The following is a 19,013-nucleotide window of genomic DNA, read 5'->3' as shown; positions in this document are numbered from 1 at the left end:
GAGGAAACTTTCGTTTCCTCTTTTTATTTGTGAATGAAAGATAAGGCTAGTTTGGCTTACCAGTCATATTTCAAACCCACGCGGAAATTAGTTGGCGCACCATAATAACTATTGGTGGTCGCCAAATGATATTTTTCATTAAACAGGTTATTTAGGTTGAAATTTACCAACAGATTTTCGTTGATTTTATAACGTGCCATTAAGTCGACTAAAGCATAGCTGTCTTGAGTGAAGCGAACGCCATTTGGTCCACCATCTTGATAAATTTCACTTTGCCAACGAACGCCACCACCAATTGTTAGTGCTTCATCGAGATAAGGCAGAGTATAAGTGGTAAATAGTTTAGCCGTGTTGTTTGGAATGCTGGTATTTAAGTTTTTGCCATTTTTGTCCTGAGATAGATTTCGAGAAAAACTGGCAGAGAGCTGCCAAGTATCAGTGAGTTTACCTGTGGTTTCTAACTCAAAGCCGCGGCTTTTTGTACCAGATTCGGTACGGTATGCTTGAGAGCCATTTGGTGTCGTTGCTCCTTCTATCGCAATGTCTTTATTATCTTCTTGAGTTTGGTATATTGCAGCACCAAAGTTTAGTTGGTTATCAAAGAATTCACCTTTAATCCCCAGTTCTGTGCTATTTCCGATCAGTGGATCGATATAGCTACCTGTGGTGGTTTGCTTATCTTGTGGTAAGAAAATATTGGTATAGCTTGCATAACCTGTCCATTGCTCTGTTAATTCATAGGTAATACCAACATAAGGAATGAATTTATTTTTTTCTTCACGTTTTGAAGGAACGAGTTCTTGATTAGAGTTGGTGTAGTCCTTATCTATGCGTTGCCAATTTTCTAAACGTGTTCCTAAAATCACTGCCAGTGGATCTGCAAGTTTTAGACGTATCGCACCAAATACAGATTGGCTCTTTTCATCATTGCTGTACCAGCCACCAATTGGCATTTCAGGACGCGTAGGTGTATTTCCATCCCATTCGAAAATATTATCTAAAGTGTTCACACTCCAACCCGAATAGGTTGGGCGTTTATTTTTACTTTTGGTGTAGGTGGTACCTAAAACCAGATCATGACTTTGCTTAAATAAGTCAAATGAACCATTTAAGGTTAAGTTAAATAAGTCCTGAGTTGGTTCGTAGTCCCAATGAGATCCATAAAGTAAAGTACCAGCCCCAGTTTCTTTATTAATTCCTGAACGCGAGTAACCATAACCGACAATTTCATCAGAGGCTGTGATCGTACGAGATATGATACCTTTGAGTTTCCAGCGTTCGTTAAACTGGTGTTCCACATCTGCAAAATAAGCTGTTGTTGTTCGATCAGACTTACTCCAACTTGCAGCGTTTGAGTCCGAACGTGACCAATTAATTAAAGTGCCATCGGTATAAAATGAAGGTAAACCGCCGCGGGCAATACCTGAAATATCCATCTGTTGATAGCTGATTCCTAAACTGGCTTTGGTTCTTTCTGTAAGGTCTGCCTCAACGACACCGTAGGCAATTTTACGTTTTTCACTATAGCGGTCGATATAAGAGTCACCTGTTTGATAGGCTAAAACGGTACGTCCGCGGATTGTTCCAGCTTGGTTTAATGGGGCTGAAACATCGACATCGGTACGATATGTGTCCCATGAACCTGCACTAGTGCTGACAGAGGCTTTAAAATCTTGTAGAGGTTTCTTTCGTACCATATTAATACTGGCACTGGCAGAGCCTGCACCAGTCATTAAACCATTTGCACCACGTACGACTTCAACACGGTCAAATAAAGCGGTGTCCTGACTTTGGAAAATACTACTATATGAACTCATCAGCTTTACGCCATCGAGCAAATAGTTATCAACCGTTTGACCACGTGCATAAATAGGCGAATTATCACTGCCAATGTTACCGCTTTGGTTAATGCTTAATCCTGCGGCCTGTGAAACAACGTCGGTCAGTTGCGTCAGGTTTTGATCTTCCATTTGTTGGCGGGTAATGACACTCACCAATTGTGGCGTTTCTTTGAGTGAAAGAGCCAACCCTGTCGATGCTGTTGTTGCTTTGGCTGTATAGGAACCAGAACCTTCTGTGGTGAGATTTTTGCCTTTATCGGCACTCAAATGAATCGTTGCTAATTGTGCGACGCCAGTTTCGCTATTTTGATTTAATTCAGTTGTATTTGCCTTGGTGTGAATTGCTTCTAATTGAACCACTTTAGGTTCAATAGCAGCCACAGTTGCTTTGGCTTGAATGCTATATCCAGCATTGGCAACTTTGACTGCTTCAAATGCATGTGGTTTGAGCAAAGTCTCTAAAGCAGTTTCTACTGAATAATTCCCTTTCAGTGAAACGCTTTTTATTTTTGCAAGCGCAGTCGAGTCATAACTGATGGTCGTTCCAGTTTGAATGGCGAGTTGCTTCAATGCTTGGTCGAGTGTGGTTGAGCTAATTGAAATCTGATAAACATTAGCAGCATAAGCAGACGTTGTTGCAATGCTGGCAATACTGAGTGGCATGCCCCATAAAACGGCGCGTACAGCCAGCGCTAAGGTCGTTTTCGCCTGATAATCCTTCATGTGGTCTTCTCAACTGGGAGTGTATTTCTCTATAAGTCGGATCAGATTGAAAAAAGGATCATCTTTTTATCTTTTTTTTATTTTTAATACATATGGAGTGTAGTAGCTCAGCTCAAGTTGATGCGTATAGGCCAGTGTCTCTAAGCTTTGTTGAGGATTCTTTAATGAAAACACGCCTGAAACGCGAAGGTCTTTTAATTCAGGTGTGATGAAATAAGTGCCCTTTTTATAACGATACAGTTCACCAATGACCTTTTCTAGTGGCCATTGTTCTACCACCAGTAATTGTTGAGTCCAGTAAGGTTGCTCATTATTCAATGGCAACGGTTTAGAGATCTGTTGGCTGTCGAAATATGCACGTTGACCTTGCTGTAAAATCTGCCGTTGCCCAGAATCCTGCGGCTGTAAAGCGACTGCATGTTGATAGACTTTGACCCGAGTTTGATCATCTTGTTCTTGGCGCACCGTAAATTGAGTGCCTAAAGCTTCAATCGCACCATCTTTGGTGTTGACCATAAAGGGGCGGTGTTGTGGATCTTTGGCGGTTTGGATATAAATTTCACCTTCGATCAGTTGAATTTGCCGAGTCTGTTCGGAGAAATCCACCTTGATATAACTATCACTGGCCAAGATCAAGGTTGAACCATCTTGCAGTGCAACAGTTTTAATTTCACCGACCTTGGTATGATCATCAGACTGCCATTTTGCCCAAGGCAATAGATATATGCCGCAACCGATAACCATCAATCCTGACAGGCTGAGCAGCATATTTCGTTTCGTGCTCAGATTAAATTTTTGCTTGGACTGGACTAAGGATTCTGAGGGAAAATGGTTGGATAAACCTGATAAGCCCTGTGTAAATCTATTGATGTGCTGAATGGCGAAGGCATGTTCTTGTTTTTCTGCCTGCCATTGTTCAAATTGTTGTTGCTGTAACTCAGTCATTTCACCTGAATGTAAGAGCACCAGCCAATCGGCGGCTTGATCCAATACATGATCAGGGATTTTCGGGGTTTGAGACATAGCAACAAAGAAAACTCAGCAATTAATCAGTCTGATTATAAAGACTTATGCAGGCCAAGAAAGCCTGTTTCATCTCTCTTTTGACTGTTGCTTCAGAAATATCCAGTTTTTCACTAATGGTACGATAAGTTAGTCCATCCAGTTGCGATAATAAAAATACCTGTGCGGTACGCCGAGGTAGCTTTTCCAGCATCAAATGCACTTGATAAAGCGTTTCACGAATACAGACTTCGTATTCAGCTGAGGGATAGTATTCTTCTGGCAGTTGTGCAAGTGCATCTAAATATAAATGTTCAATATGTTGGCGACGCCAATGGTCAATGATCACGTGTTTGGCGATGCCCATCAGCCAAGCTTGGGGTTCTTTAATCTTTTCAAAGCAATAATCACTTTTTAAGGCACGGTAGAACACCTCCTGACTCAAATCTTCAGATTGGTGATGATGTTGCAGTTTATGCTTAAACCATGACAACAGCGTGCTTTGCTGGGCTTGATAAACTTGGCTAAACCATAACTGTTTTTCTACATTTAGGTTCATGACGGGGAGTCCAGATATTGGCGGGGAGAAGCCAATCACAAGAGGATGAAAAAATATTTTCAAATAGTAATGATAATTGTTATTAATATCAATAAAATTGTATACATACTTTTACAGAAAAAATTGAGCTGATTTTGATTTTCGTTCGACTAAACCAATGTAAGGGAACTTTTATTGTTCTCTACCTCTCCCATCTTTTTAATGCCTTTCGTTTGATTAAGTAGAGTATGTCATGAGTGAACAACAGATTGATTTAAAACCACAACAGCATTCTCGATCTAATAAAATCAAATGGTTGATTACATTATTGGTGCTTCTATTGCTGATTGCATGGGGATGGAATTATTGGAAGACGTCGCAAGCAAATAAACAAGAGTCATTTAGCCAATGGAGCAAACCCGTGCCTGTGCGTGTGGTCGGGGTACAACGGGGCGACTTGCAATTACAAATTAAGGCGATTGGTACGGTCGTGCCAGCCAATACCGTGAATGTGCAAAGTCAGGTATCAGGTGTACTACAAAAGCTGTATTTCGAAGAGGGACAATATATCAAGAAAGGGCAGTTGCTGGCACAAATTGACCCGACCCCATTTCAGGTGGCATTGGCGCAGGCACAAGGCACACAGCAACAAAATTTAGCGCAGTTGCAAAATGCACAAACCGAATTGAATCGTTATCAATTGCTGTATAAACAAGACTCGATTGCCAAACAGCAGGTCGATCAACAGCAAGCCTTGGTTAATCAACTCAAGGGACAGATGCAAGCCAACCAAGCACAGGTCGATACGGCAAAGTTACAACTGTCTTATACCAAAATATATGCACCGATTGAGGGGCGTGTTGGTTTTCGTCTCAAGGATGCAGGTAATTTAATCCAAGCCAATGAAGCAACAGGTTTACTGAGCATTACCCAAATCCATCCTGTGTATATTCAGTTTGCGATTGCAGAAAATTATTTAGACACAGTGCGCCAAGCCACAAAAAATAAGCAAAGCATTCAAGTCAGTGCTTGGGATCGTGCAGAACAAAAACAATTGGCCACAGGCTCAGTTCAAGCATTGGATAACCAGATTGATCTGAATACCGGCACACTCAAAGTTAAAGCTGTGTTTGCCAATCTCGATGATGCGTTATTTCCGAATCAATTTGTTAATGTTCGTTTAAATGCCAAGACTTTGCAAAACGCGGTGCATTTACCGAGTGATGCCATTCAACATGGCGCAAAAGGCACCTATGTTTATATTGTGAATAAAGAAGATAAAGCCGAAGTACGGATGTTAAAACTAGGGGCGGTTTCACAAGGACAGACCGAGATTGTTGAGGGTTTACAAGGCAATGAACGGGTGGTGTTAGAGGGGATTGATCGGCTTTCCGAAGGGCAAGAAGTACAAGTCATTCAGGAAGATGTGTCTAAGCCACTCCCAGCAAAAACGGTCGCTGGATAAGCGCATGAATATTTCCAGATTTTTTATTTTACGACCCGTCGCCACCACGTTATTGATGTTGGCGCTATTTTTCAGTGGTCTACTGGTTTGGCGCATGTTACCTGTGTCGGCATTGCCACAAGTCGATTATCCGATTATTCAGATTTACACCTTTCAGCCAGGTGCAAATCCAGATACGGTGCAACGAACCATCAGCTCACCTTTGGAAAGGGAGATGGGCAAGATTGCAGGCTTGAAGCAAATGTCTTCAAATAGCTCGGTTGGTGCTTCGGTGATCACCCTGCAATTTGAGTTGTCTGCTGAACTGGGCATTGTCGAGCAAGAAGTACAATCGGCCTTGAGTACTGCAAGCAGTAAATTGCCCAATGATTTACCGACGCCACCGATTTATCGCAAAGTGAATCCTGCCGATGTGCCTGTGATTACCCTTGCGATCAGTTCTGACAGTTTGCCATTGACCACGGTCTACGACATGGTTGATACCCGAGTGGCGCAAAAACTGTCGCAGCTTTCAGGCGTGGGGATGGTCAGTCTGGCAGGGGGGCAACGTCCTGCGATCCGGGTGCAGATGAATCCAACTGCGCTTGCAGCATTTAAGCTCAGTGCTGAAGATGTGCGTGCGGCGATTGCTGCTGCCAATGCCAATCAACCGAAAGGGAGTTTTGATGGGCCTTTTCGCTCGACCATGTTGGATGCCAATGATCAGATGCGTTCGATTGCGGATTATGAAAACCTGATTTTACGTTGGAATAATGGCGCACCGATTCGTCTAAAAGATGTCGCACAAGTGCTTGAGGGCAGTGAAGATCGTTATATGGCAGCTTGGGCAGATAGCCAATCGGCCATTTTAGTGAATATTCAGCGACAACCCAATGCCAATGTGATTGAAGTGGCCGATCAGATCAAAAAAATCCTACCTGAATTACAACAAAATCTACCTGAAAATGTTCACATTCGCGTACTCACTGATCGAACCGAAAGTATTCGGAGTTCGATTAAAGATGTACAAAAAGAACTGGTTTTCGCCGTGTGTCTGGTGGTGTTGGTCACCTTTCTGTTTCTACGTAATTTTGCTGCGACCCTGATTCCAAGTATTGCTGTACCGCTGTCGATTATTGGTACGTTTGTACTGATGTATTTCCTTGGTTTCTCGGTCAATAACCTAACTTTAATGGCATTAACCATTGCCACAGGCTTTGTGGTGGATGATGCCATTGTGATGCTTGAAAATATTGCACGACACCGCGAGTCAGGTGAAAGCATGTTGCAGGCAGCACTGAAAGGATCCAAAGAAATTGGCTTTACCTTAATTTCTTTGACGATTTCTCTGATTGCTGTTTTGATTCCTTTGCTCTTTATGGGCGATGTCGTTGGGCGGCTGTTCCATGAGTTTGCCGTGACACTGGCAGCCGCGATTGCACTGTCTTTGCTAGTGTCTCTGACCTTAACCCCAATGATGTGTGCCTATTTACTCAAAGATGCACCGAAGCATGCACAGCAACCGAGTCGATGGCGTCTGGATCGAGTCATTCAGCATTATGCCAAGTTGTTGCAATGGGTACTTCGGCACCAAGTACTGACCTTGATGGTAATGTTGGCAACAGTGCTGCTGGCAGGACTGCTATATTGGTCGATTCCGAAAGGCTTTTTCCCTGTACAGGATAATGGTGTCATTCAAGTGGTCACTGAAGCCCCTGACCAGATTTCATTTCAGGCCATGAGCGAACGCCAACAAGCTTTGGCAGCAGTGATTGCAAAAGATCCAGCGGTTGCCAGCCTGTCTTCTTTTATTGGTGTGGATGCCAATAATCCCAAGTTAAGCAATGGACGTATTCTGGTCAATTTAAAACCGCATGCTGAACGTGAACCCGCAACGGATGTGATGGCGCGGCTGAGTGAAAACTTTGCACAGGTACATGGGATTAAAGGTTGGATGCAACCCGTACAAGAACTCAGTATTGAAGACAAAATTAGCCGCACCCAATATCAACTCAGTGTGACAGCACCGAAAAATCAAGTGGTTGAAGAGTGGACACCCAAATTGGTTCAGGCCTTGCGCCAGCAGCCTGCATTTGCGGCAGTGAGCAGTGAAGATGCAGGGCAGGGTTTACAAGCCTATATTGAGGTTAATCGTGATGCGGCTGCACGTTTAGGGTTGACCCTAGAAGACATTAGTTTGGCGCTGCAAAATCTATTTGCGCAGCGGCAAATTGCAACTTTATACACGCAATCCAATCAATACCGCATTGTTTTAGAGTTAGATCCTCAACTGACCCAAGGCATTGATGCTTTACAGCAAACCTATATTCATAATAATCAGGGACAGCCGATTTTATTAAGCTCTGTCGCCACCATTGTCGAAAAACATGCACCGATTCTTTTACAGCAGCAGTCACAATTTCCTGCGGTTGGCATTTCCTTTAATTTAGCCAAGGATGTGTCTTTAGGCGAAGCGATTGCTGCGATTGAGCAAGTGAAGCAAAGCCTCGAGCTACCGCCAGAGCTACAGGTTCAACTGCAAGGCGCAGCCGCCGCTTTTGAAAATTCACAGCAACATACCTTTTGGTTGGTGATTGCTGCGATTGTGACCATGTATATTGTGCTGGGCATGCTGTACGAGAGTTTTATTCATCCAGTTACTATTCTTTCAACCTTACCTTCTGCTGCAATTGGGGCTTTATTGGCCTTGTTTATGGTGGGGAGGCCATTGGACATGATTGCGCTGATCGGGATTATTTTATTGATTGGCTTGGTCAAGAAAAACGGCATCATGATGGTCGATTTTGCGCTTGCAGCGCAACGTCATCAGGGCTTGTCGGCTGAGCAAGCCATTTATCAGGCTGCTTTATTACGTTTCCGCCCGATTCTGATGACCACACTGGCCGCAGTGGTCGGAGCAATTCCGCTGATGCTGGCTTCAGGTTCAGGGGCTGAACTTCGTCAACCATTAGGCTTAGTGATGGTGGGTGGTCTATTGGTGAGTCAGGTGCTGACCTTGTTTACCACACCTGTGGTGTATCTGTTTTTTGATCGTCTGCAAGCAACCCGAACTGATGCAAGTCAGTTTTCAGAGCAGACAGGAGCCTCGCAATGACGCTGCTGTCGGTGTTTGTGCAACGACCTGTTGCCAGTGTGCTATTGGGGATTGCAATTGTTCTACTCGGTATATTGGCTTATTTACGTTTGCCTGTTGCTGCATTACCACAAGCGGATATTCCGACCATTGTGGTGCGTGCCAATCTACCCGGTGCCAGTCCAGAAAGTATGTCTGCAACGGTGGCAACACCTTTAGAACGCGCCATGATGGGGGTGTCTGGGGTTAAAGCGATTAACTCATCCAGTAATCAAAGTTCGACGCAGGTGGTTTTGCACTTTGATTTAAATACCGATATCAATGAAGCGGCACGTGAGGTTCAGGCTGCCATCAATGCGGCGATGTCGCAGTTACCCGCAGGGATGCCGAGCCCACCCGAATATTTTAAAATCAACCCAAGCCAAAGTCCAATTTTCTATTTGGCACTGAGCTCTAAACAGCTTTCTGCTGCAAAACTATACGAAATTGCATCCAATCAATTACAACCCAATTTGGCCCAGATCAGTGGAGTCGGTGAAGTGTCGATTGATGGGGCTTCTATGCCAGCTGTACGTATCACCATCAATCCAAGTGCTTTGGTTTCAACGGGGATGTCACTAGAGCAAGTTCGGCAGGTGGTCGCGAAAAGTAATGTGGTACAGGCATTGGGTGTGGTGGAACAACAGCAATTACGTTGGCAAGTGGCGCTTTCTACAGAATTAAAGACCGCCCAAGATTTTGCCGACCTGATCATCCGACACACAGATCAAGGGGTGATTCGCTTAAAAGATATTGCCGAAGTGCGTGATTCGGTTGAAAACCGCTATGTCAGTGGTTTTCACAATGGACAGCCTGCGGTGATATTAAAAATTAGCCGACAGCCCAATGCCAATACCGTGGCGACGATTGATCTGATCAAAGCCAAATTGCCTGCTTTACGTGAATTGATGCCACGCGATGCGCAGTTAACGGTGGTAATGGATGGTTCAAATATCGTCCGTAACAGTCTTGAAGAGGCAAGAGATACCTTGTTTCTATCCATGCTGTTGGTCGTGATCGTTGTTGTACTGATGTTAGGGCGATTGCAAAGTGCAGTGATTCCCACAATGGCATTACTGGTCACTTTAATTGGGGTTTGTAGTCTGATTTATTTGGCTGGTTTTTCGCTGAATAATCTGTCGATTATGGCGATCATCGTGGCGATTGGTTTGGTGGTGGATGATGCCATTGTGGTACTCGAAAATATTGAACGCTATATTGAGCAAGGTGATTCTCCTGCACAAGCGGCGGTAAAAGGCATTCAAGAAGTTGGCTTTACCTTGATTGCCATGAATCTGGCATTGATGGTGATTTTCCTCTCGGTCTTGTTTATGGGCGGTGTGATAGAACGCTTATTCAGAGAGTTTTCGCTCACGCTGGTTTTTGTGGTGCTACTATCGGTCTTTGTTTCCTTGATTTTAACCCCCAGCTTATCAGCACGCTGTTTAAAACCTCTATCTCTTAATCACCCTCCACGACTGTATCGTTATAGCCATGATCTGATTCAGGGATTGACCCAATCTTATATTCGCTCTCTGCATTGGGTGCTGAAACATGCTTATCTGATTGTGGTGTTGTGGCTGGCCGCAATCATTGCTTCGGTTTATCTCTATAATTTATTACCAAAACGGGTATTACCTGAACAAGACACGGGGCGAGTCGGCGCTTTTATTCGTGGTGATGATGGTTTTTCTTTTCAAATCATGCAACCAAAGATTGCTGCATTTAACCAAGCCTTACTCAAAGATCCTGCAGTACAAGATGTAGTCGGTACTTCCGGTGGCGGTGGTGGGATGACCAACTCATTTTTGATGGTCAGTCTCAAGCCAAAAGCTGAACGCGACGGATTAACCTCTAAACAAGTAGTCGAGCGTTTAAAGAAAAATGCACCTTGGCAAGCAGGGGCAGTGTTCTCTGCGGATGTCGAACAAGATTTGGAATTGGACGATCCTTTTTCCAGTGGCAATGCTCAAGAATATTTATTGTTATTGCAATCTGACAATGTGAGCTTATTACGTGAATGGGCACCTAAAGTAGCCGAGGCCATGCGCAAATTGCCTGAGTTTGAAGAGGTCGAAACACAAGGAGATGAAGGCGCTCAACACGTCACTTTAGATATTGACCGTGAAGCCGCAAAACGATTGGGCATTGATATTGAAAATATTTCCAGCGTTTTAAATAACTCCTTTTCACAACGGCAGATTTCTACGATTTATGACCGTAATGACCAGTTTTATGTGGTGATGGAAGTAGACCAACGTTTTACTGAACATCCTGAAGCCTTGGCGGATATCAAAGTACCGAATCAACAAGGGGCCTATGTGCCTTTAAGCAATTTTGCCACGTGGACCTATGGCATTAGCAATGATCGGGTCTATCGCCGTAATCAATATGCAGCGATGGGTGTGGGTTATGTGGTGAAGAAAGGCTATAGCTATGAACAGGCCGATGCTGCAATTCGCAAGGTTTTGCCTGAGATTATGCTGCCCAAAGAAATCTTTGTCATGACCGATCGTGATGTCGAAGCTGAAAGTCTACAGGCTGGGATAAGCACACCTGCTTTGATCGCGGCGGTGATCGTGCTGATTTTTATTGTCTTGGGGATCACGTATGAAAGTATTGTGCATCCTTTTACCATTTTATCGACCATTCCGACAGCGGCTTTGGGTGCTTTGCTCAGTTTATGGCTATTTCAGATTCCGTTTAGCCTGATAGCCTTGTTAGGCATTTTTTTGCTCATCGGGATTGTGGTGAAAAATGCGATCTTGCTGATTGATTTTACTTTGCAGCAACGGCGTCAAGGTCACAGTGATTTAGACAGCATTATCGCTGCGGCAACATTGCGTTTTAGACCGATTTTAATGACCAATACTGCTGCTTTATTAGGTGCCATTCCTTTAGCACAGGGTTGGGGAGAAGGCTCGGAAATGCGTCAGCCTTTGGGGATTGCCATTGTCGGTGGATTGGCACTAGGGCAGTTATTAACCCTCTATACCACCCCTGTGATGTATCTCATATTTGAAAAATTCGCTCAATTCCTGAATCGCTTCAAACTGCGATTGAACATCTTGCGTTGGAGTAAATAGGAAATCGCTATGAAAAAAACAGTTTTTACATTTTCTATAGGGATTGTCTCAGCCATGCTACTTACGGCATGTCAGTCGAATACATTTAAGCCCGCAACCTATCAGCAGCCCGTTATTCCGAGTGCAGCACAGTATAAATATGCTGAGCTGCAATGGATTGATGTTTCTCAGGTAGAAGCAAGTTCTTCGCAATGGTGGGAGATATATCAAGATCCGATTTTATCCAAACTGTTACAACAATTGGATCAGGACAACCTGAGCATCCAACAGGCACAAGCCAAGTATCGTCATGCCATGGCATTGTTAGATGGGCAACGTGCCAATTATGCACCCACCTTAAACATAGGAGGAGGTGCTCATCATAACGAGACAAAAAATCTAGCATCAAGCCGTCAATTTAGTACCAATTTAACTGCCAGCTGGATTCCTGATTTATGGGGTCGAGTGGCTAAAGCAGTGGAAGGTCAACAGGCTAATCTACAAGCGTCTGCTGCAGATTTAGCTGCTATTCAGCTGAGTCAGCAACTGCTTGCCGCAGAGGCCTATTGGAGCATTCGTTTGTTCGACGCCAAACTGGATGTGTTAAATCAGACCCAGCAAAGTTATCAACGATCTGTGCGTATTTTACAGCAGCAATACCAAGCAGGCATGATTGCTCGTGCGGATGTGATTCAGGCTGAAACCCAACTGAAACAAGTTGCTGTGCAATTGTTAGAATTGCAACGCAGCCGAGATTTGCAAGAAAATGTTTTGGCTGTTTTAGTTGGACAGCATGTTGCTGCCTTTAATTTAAACAAAAGTCCTTATCGATTTAGCACACCAACGATCCCGAACCAAATTCCAAGCCGCCTTTTAGCACAACGTCCCGATGTGATTCGCACTGAGCGAGAGCTGGCGATGACGCATGCGCAATTAGGCTTAGCACAAACGGCATGGTTACCTGACTTGACCATCAGTTTGGAGAGCAGTGCCAATAGTCAGGTGTTTCATACGCTGTTGCAATCACCCAATACCGCATGGACAGTTGGGGCAAAAGTCCTAGGTACAGTGTTTGATGGTGGAAAGCGGCGCGCTGATATTCAACAGGCACAGGCCAGTTATGATGAAAAACTTGCCGCCTATAAGCATTCAGTTTTGACGGGTTGGAAAGAAGTGGAAGATGGTTTATTGCAAGCATCACTGTTTCAAAAACAGATGATAGAGCAACAACAGCTTCTTAAGTTATCTACTGAAAATGAACGGGTAGCTACACAGCGTTATCAAGCTGGATTGGTCAGTTATTTAGAAGTCGCGACAGCACAGAATTTGCGTTTAAGTGCAGAAGAACGTTTATTGGAATTACAGCAATTGCATCTTAAAAACTCGGCACAGTTGGTGGCTGCATTGGGTGGTGGGATGACATCTTTATCTTAAATTAAGCGACTATCCATAATGACAGCGTTTCATGTTCAATCTGAATAGTGCTTGGATCGCTGTTATCACTAGATGGTTTGAATGCTTTTTTTGCCCTATGGCTGAAAAAGGAACAGTGATTGATGATTTTATTTTTGGATCGTTGAGGGGAAAGATTCCAGTTTGTTAGCGCGGTATTCTATCCAGATCACAATTTTCATTTTTCAGTGTCATCTGAATGCCTTTGTGTAAATTTTAGTAGTTAATCAAGCAAATAGCACTTCGATATGTAGAATAAAAAATAGCCATTTTGTTTGTCGAAGAATGACTTTAAATCATAAATTAATTTAGATCTTTCTCATTTCATCTTCATCCCAATCTGAGATAAAGGAGCAAATATGATTGTATTATTGATATTGCTTGGCCTATTGATTCAGTTAGTTGTGGTATGGGCTGTTTTTTATTTTGAAGCCAATCGAATAGTTGGCTGTCTTATTTCAATTGTCGCCGCCATTCTGTGTAGTGTGTTGATCACACCATGGAGTTTGTTACTGGGTGTGCCGATCATTCTCGCCAGTATTATTCTTCTAATCACACCGCTACGCGATGCTTTGATTAGCCGACCTGCATTTAAGTTGCTTTCCAATGCGATGCCAAGCATGAGTATCACTGAAAGAGAAGCTTTAGAAGCGGGCACCAGTTGGTGGGAAAAAGAACTGTTTATGGGGGCGCCTGATTGGGAAAAATTTGATCAATATCCTTATCCAACTTTATCGACAGAAGAACAAGCATTTTTAGACAATGAAGTCCAACAACTCTGTTCCATGTTAGATGAATGGCAGATTCATCATCAAGAAAAAGACCTACCGCCAGAGGTTTGGCAATTTATTAAGGAAAATGGCTTTCTTGGTTTGATTATTCCAAAATCATTTGGCGGTAAGCAATTTACGCCGTTTGCACAAAGTCGAATTATGAGCAAAATTGCGTCTCGCTCCTTAACTGCTGCCGTCAGTTGTATGGTGCCGAATTCGCTTGGGCCGGGTGAATTACTGCTGCACTATGGTACAGAAGAGCAAAAACAACGTTATTTACCTGGCCTTGCAAATGGTACAGAAGTCCCTTGTTTTGGTTTGACCAGTCCTGAAGCAGGTTCGGATGCCGGTGCAATTCCTGATACGGGTGTGGTCTGTTATGGGCAGTATCAAGGTCAAGAAGTCTTAGGCTTGAAAATGAATTTCTCCAAGCGCTGGATTACGTTAGCACCGATTGCCACCGTGATTGGTTTGGCTTTTAAGTTATACGATCCAGAAGGTTTGCTTGGTGATAAAAATAAAGTGGAATATGGCATTACCTGTGCCTTGATTCCTGCTGAACATGAAGGTATTCAGATTGGTCCACGACATAATCCGGGTGCGCCGTTTATGAATGGTACGGTTGAGGGCAGCGATGTCTTTATTCCGCTAGACTGGATTATTGGCGGACAGCAAAATGCAGGTAAAGGCTGGCGTATGTTGATGGAATGTCTCGGTGTGGGACGGGGTATTTCGTTGCCTGCTTTAGCAACCGCGGCAGGGGAAATGAGTTATCTACTGGTCGGTGCATTTGCCAGTGTGCGTCAACAATTCAAAATCTCCGTGGGACATTTTGAAGGCGTACAAGAAGCCACCAGTGATATTGCCAGTGATGCCTATATGTTGGAGTCATTCCGTTATTTAGTGACTTGTGGTTTAAACCAAGGTGGAACGCCTGCAGTGATGACTGCGATGGCCAAATACTACGCCACGGAAACCATGCGCAAAGTGGTCAATCATGGTATGGATGTCGTGGGAGGGCGCGCAATTCAGTTGGGCCCAAGGAACTTCCTTGCACTGACGTATCAATCGATTCCTGTGGCAATTACGGTAGAAGGCGCCAATATTCTGACCCGTTCTTTGATGATTTTTGGTCAAGGTTCAATGCGTTGTCATCCTTATTTGTTTGAAGAATTGCAGCTGTTGCAATCGGAAGATAAAGCTGCTGCTTTTAAGGCGTTTGCGCCATTATTATTTAAACATCTGGCTTATACCTTTAATCGTGCAGCCAAAGCGCTTGCATATTCGATTAGCGGTGGTTCTGATGATGGTTCCAAACACGCCGATGATTTTTCCAAAGCGTATTACAGTAAGATCAATCGTTTCAGCGCCGATTTTGCCTTGACTGCAGATATGGCACTTGGGATTTTAGCCGGTGATTTAAAACGTAAAGAAATGCTATCTGGACGTTTGGCCGATATCCATGCGAATTTATTTATTGCCACGGCAATCTTGAAATACTATGAACAAGGTCAAAGAACTGAGGCTGAACAGAAACATGCAGCATTAGCCCTCAATAAAGCCTTATATCAAGTGCAAGAAGCCTTTTTTAGCTTCTATGCTAATTTCCCAATGAAACTTGCTGCCTGCATGGTGAAATTGATCTGTTTTCCATTTGGACGCCCAATTGCAGCACCATCGGATCAGTTGAAACAAGAGGTGGCGCAATTGATCATGCAAGAACATGCGTTCCGAGATCAGTTGAAACAACATGTCTATTACAGCACAGATAGCAACGATGTGATGGGGCGAATGGAGTCCACTTTCCAGAGTCTATTAAAGCTGCAACCGTTGTGGAATAAATTTAAAAAAGCAGAGTCGAAAGATCAGTTTAGTGGTTTGACCTTTGAGGCGCATATTGCCAATGCGATTGAAATTGGATTTATTACGGCAGCAGAGGCTGAATCCCTTTTACATTACAATGCGCAGCGCTATGACAGTATGCTGACAGATATTTTTGATGCGCATTTAGAGCATGATTTACCGCTTGAAAATCCACATCTTAAAACGTGATGATTTTTAATCAATTAAGATTGTAATGGTACTTTCCTGAGGCGATTGGCGCATGGTGATATCCATGCGCCAATTATATTTGGGACTGTTTTTCATAACAGTTGTGGTTTGTATCGATAGATCTGTTATATTTTTTTTAGAAAACTCTGTGTCTTTTTTTATTCTGTATCTTATTGCACTATAACTACATGAATTGAGCAAAGCCAAAGGTGCTGATATGAGTTTTTTGAAAAAAAAGAATAATGCCAGTTTTGTATTCTTCATTATTACTTTGTATGCATTCCTCGGATTCGGTCTAGGCTACATTATCTGGGAATACTTACTATAAACTGGGTTTTCTTGGTTTTGTCGAAGTTGAGTGGAATGAAAAGAGGATATAGGGAATCAAATTATTCCCTATATCACAGTCTGTTTTACTTACTTAGAAATGTCACAGCTTCAGTAATTAAGGCAGTCACTTCTTTTGGCTGTGAAGCCAATGAAGCATGGCTGGCGTTTAAGGAGATCACTTTTTTGGCATTTAAACGATCAGACATCACCGCTTGGTTTTCTGGGCTGATCATGCGGTCTTGGGTTGAGATTTGATACCAAGAGGGTTTGGTTTTCCACGCTGGGTTGCTAATGTTATCGCCAAAAGTACTGGCTAAAGGTGCTTTTTGAGTGACACCCATGGCAAAACCTTCATCTTGAGTGAGATCCTGACAGAAACTTTCGTGAAATTTATCGACTTTAAGCCAAAGATAACCATCACTATCTGGTTCTAGATTCGGCGCAGCAACAGGTAAGTGTTGTTGGGTAATTGCCCCAGGGCTTTCATTGCTGTCTGGTGCAAAGGCGGCAATATAAACCAAACCCACAACATTCGGATGGTTGCCTGCTTCGGTAATGACTGCTCCGCCGTAAGAATGACCCACTAAAAGCACATCACCATCAACTTGGGCAATCATTTTTTGAGTGCGTTCAACGTCATCTGCGAGAGAGGTTAATGGAAGTTCCACTGCACGTAAGGCTTTATAACCTTGATGGGACAATTCGGTAATGACTTTGGTCCAATGGGCGGCACCGCCCCAAAAACCGTGTACCAGAATAATGGTTGGTTGAGTACTCATATTTATCTCCTAGCTATATGCTATGGTATTGAATTTATGATGTTTAATAATGAAATCTGTACGGTATAAAGATCTGAGTGAAGGCGGGTGTTTTTTATACTAACGAAATCTTCTGAGAAAGATTATTGGTGATTTGTTCGGTCGCTACAATAACTGAAACGCCAATGTTTTTGCAGAAACACTTTTAAGGACAAAAGCACGCAATGATTGATGAGTACGATAATCAGGCTTTAACCGATATTTTCTTTGATATTTATCGTTTCGCTAATATTTCAGGTGAAATCTATGGCGTAGAACATCTCTCAGCACAAAAAAAGCTGTCTTTTCCTGCCCAATCTGCCTATATCCATATTATTCAGCAGGCCAGCTGTCGCTTGAGCATCAAACGGATGCAGGTTGATTTGATTTTGCAGCCAGGCGATATTCTGGTATTGCCTAGCAAGCTGGAACATTCGATCGAAGCGTGTAAGGAACAAAATTCAGTTGCGACTGTGATGAGTTGCATTTTTCAGTTGAATGGTATTTATGCTGAGGCGATGGCAGAAGGATTGCCGAGTTACATTCATGTACCCTCATATCATGATGCCAAAAAAGTCGCAGAATGGGTGCCGATGACGGTGGCAGCCATTCAGCTCGAACTTGAATATCCAACATTGGGTAGCCGAGTCATGTTGTCTCGGATTATTGATTTACTGCTGGTTTGGTCGATACGCTTTTGGTTGGCTAATGACAAGATTGAGCATAAAGGCTGGATTTCTGCATTACGTGATCCGAGGATGAGTAAGGCATTGTCGTTGATGCATGCACAACCTGCCTATGAATGGGATGTTGAATCATTGGCTCAACTTAGCAAACAATCTCGCTCCAGTTTTTCCAAAAAATTTGTTGAAATGGTTGGCGTACCACCGATGTTGTATTTAAAAAATTGGCGGATGAAATTAGCCAGCCAATTGCTCAAAGAAACAGATAAAAATATTGGTCAAGTCGCTGAATTAGTTGGCTATGCCTCTCAAGCCGCTTTTAGCCGCGCTTTTGTGCAGCACTTTGGTTGTGCACCTAAAAATTTTAGGATTATGATCACACAACATAGGTCTTAGCGCATTGGAGCCTCGGTATTGTTAGGAATTTAAACGGATGTATTTTGAAATACAGCTGTTCATTGAAATTTAAGTTTGGCTTTTATTTGCTTAGTGACCATTGAATCGCGGCATCAAACAGTTTTAGGCCATCCTCAGACAGATTCGTAAAGGTCTCATTATTGAGAAAAAACATCAGTCGTTTTGCTGGTGCTAAAGATTCATAATCCATCGTTGCTCCTTTTTCATAACCCCAGATTGCGACTTTTTCAGGTTGCCCATAAATGGTTGCAATAATAGTGGCACCGAGTCCGGGTTTGCCCCAACTCATTGGTGCTTGTGCTTTATAGACGTTGCGTGTCCCCGCAGAAAGATGTGCCGACAGGGGATGCGGTGCATTGACCAGCCACAAGTAACGCTCTTTCTCCACTTCACCAAAGTCAGTATCAATCCGTTTGCCAGTCATGGCTAGATCATCCAGATAATCATTTTCCCATGTCATCAATGGAATAGGGAGTTGTCGCCAACCTGATTGCAGATTTTTGGATGCCACCGTTGAAGAGATAATCACTAGATCGGTGTTTGTTAAACTGTTGGGGGAAACAGATTGATCGAGTAGCTCAACCTGATAGCCCTTGCGTTGTAAGTAATTTTGAATCGCAACATCGCTGGCAAAGGAAGACCCTTTGAGCTGTGAAATCAGCGCAATTTTTGTCTGTGCATAAACAGTCGATGTTAACGCAAACAGAAGTGCGATCAGCGTGATAGAAATAAGCCTTTTCATTTTGATCCCAAAAAAGGGGCA

At 43.3% G+C, this 19,013-nt stretch carries 12 protein-coding genes; 7 read left to right on the top strand and 5 right to left on the bottom strand.

Annotation, left to right across the window (positions count from 1 at the left end; all coding sequences use genetic code 11):
- Window positions 1–56: 56 nt before the first annotated feature.
- The 3 genes from F957_RS21925 to F957_RS08015 all read right to left on the bottom strand — a co-directional run bounded on the left by F957_RS21925 (window position 57) and on the right by F957_RS08015 (window position 4,125).
- Window positions 57–2,564, bottom strand: coding sequence for a TonB-dependent siderophore receptor (locus F957_RS21925; protein ID WP_016541817.1), 2,508 nt, complete (start codon window positions 2,562–2,564; stop codon window positions 57–59).
- 66 nt (window positions 2,565–2,630) lie between these two features.
- Complete coding sequence (locus tag F957_RS08010) at window positions 2,631–3,587, bottom strand: FecR family protein (RefSeq protein ID WP_016541816.1); 957 nt, start codon at window positions 3,585–3,587, stop codon at window positions 2,631–2,633.
- A 22-nt stretch (window positions 3,588–3,609) separates the two neighbouring features.
- Window positions 3,610–4,125, bottom strand: coding sequence for a sigma-70 family RNA polymerase sigma factor (locus F957_RS08015; protein WP_016541815.1), 516 nt, complete (start codon window positions 4,123–4,125; stop codon window positions 3,610–3,612).
- A gap of 232 nt (window positions 4,126–4,357) precedes the next feature.
- On the opposite strand from F957_RS08015, the gene F957_RS08020 reads away from it, so the two are divergent.
- The 6 genes from F957_RS08020 (at window position 4,358) to F957_RS21645 (ending at window position 16,351) form a co-directional block, all read left to right on the top strand.
- The gene (locus tag F957_RS08020) at window positions 4,358–5,569 is read left to right on the top strand and encodes an efflux RND transporter periplasmic adaptor subunit (protein ID WP_016541814.1); all 1,212 of its coding nucleotides are present in this window, start codon (window positions 4,358–4,360) and stop codon (window positions 5,567–5,569) included.
- 4 nt (window positions 5,570–5,573) lie between these two features.
- Entirely contained in the window at window positions 5,574–8,663 is a 3,090-nt protein-coding gene (locus F957_RS08025) for a multidrug efflux RND transporter permease subunit (RefSeq protein ID WP_016541813.1), read from the top strand.
- Entirely contained in the window at window positions 8,660–11,767 is a 3,108-nt protein-coding gene (locus F957_RS08030) for an efflux RND transporter permease subunit (RefSeq protein ID WP_016541812.1), read from the top strand. Before F957_RS08025 ends, F957_RS08030 begins: the two co-directional genes overlap by 4 nt.
- Before the next feature lie 9 nt (window positions 11,768–11,776).
- Window positions 11,777–13,180 (top strand): efflux transporter outer membrane subunit, encoded by a 1,404-nt coding sequence (locus tag F957_RS08035; RefSeq protein WP_016541811.1) that lies wholly within the window; start codon window positions 11,777–11,779, stop codon window positions 13,178–13,180.
- A gap of 377 nt (window positions 13,181–13,557) precedes the next feature.
- Window positions 13,558–16,023, top strand: a complete 2,466-nt coding sequence (locus F957_RS08040; RefSeq protein ID WP_016541810.1) for an acyl-CoA dehydrogenase — start codon at window positions 13,558–13,560, stop codon at window positions 16,021–16,023.
- A gap of 217 nt (window positions 16,024–16,240) precedes the next feature.
- Window positions 16,241–16,351 (top strand): hypothetical protein, encoded by a 111-nt coding sequence (locus F957_RS21645; RefSeq protein ID WP_005151495.1) that lies wholly within the window; start codon window positions 16,241–16,243, stop codon window positions 16,349–16,351.
- 85 nt (window positions 16,352–16,436) lie between these two features.
- Here the strand turns inward: F957_RS21645 and F957_RS08045 are convergent, their stop codons facing one another.
- Window positions 16,437–17,132, bottom strand: a complete 696-nt coding sequence (locus F957_RS08045; protein ID WP_016541808.1) for an alpha/beta hydrolase — start codon at window positions 17,130–17,132, stop codon at window positions 16,437–16,439.
- Between the two features lie 203 nt (window positions 17,133–17,335).
- On the opposite strand from F957_RS08045, the gene F957_RS08050 reads away from it, so the two are divergent.
- Window positions 17,336–18,229, top strand: a complete 894-nt coding sequence (locus F957_RS08050) for an AraC family transcriptional regulator (protein ID WP_016541807.1) — start codon at window positions 17,336–17,338, stop codon at window positions 18,227–18,229.
- An 82-nt stretch (window positions 18,230–18,311) separates the two neighbouring features.
- Here F957_RS08050 and F957_RS08055 read toward each other — a convergent pair whose 3' ends face one another.
- Window positions 18,312–18,992, bottom strand: a complete 681-nt coding sequence (locus F957_RS08055; protein WP_016541806.1) for an OmpH/Skp family outer membrane protein — start codon at window positions 18,990–18,992, stop codon at window positions 18,312–18,314.
- Between the last annotated feature and the right edge of the window lie 21 nt (window positions 18,993–19,013).

Source organism: Acinetobacter gyllenbergii CIP 110306 = MTCC 11365, from assembly GCF_000413855.1.
Classification (GTDB): Bacteria; Pseudomonadota; Gammaproteobacteria; order Pseudomonadales; family Moraxellaceae; genus Acinetobacter; species Acinetobacter gyllenbergii.
The sequence above is the reverse complement of the archived record's forward strand: the minus strand, read 5'-3'. Positions and strand labels throughout refer to the sequence as shown.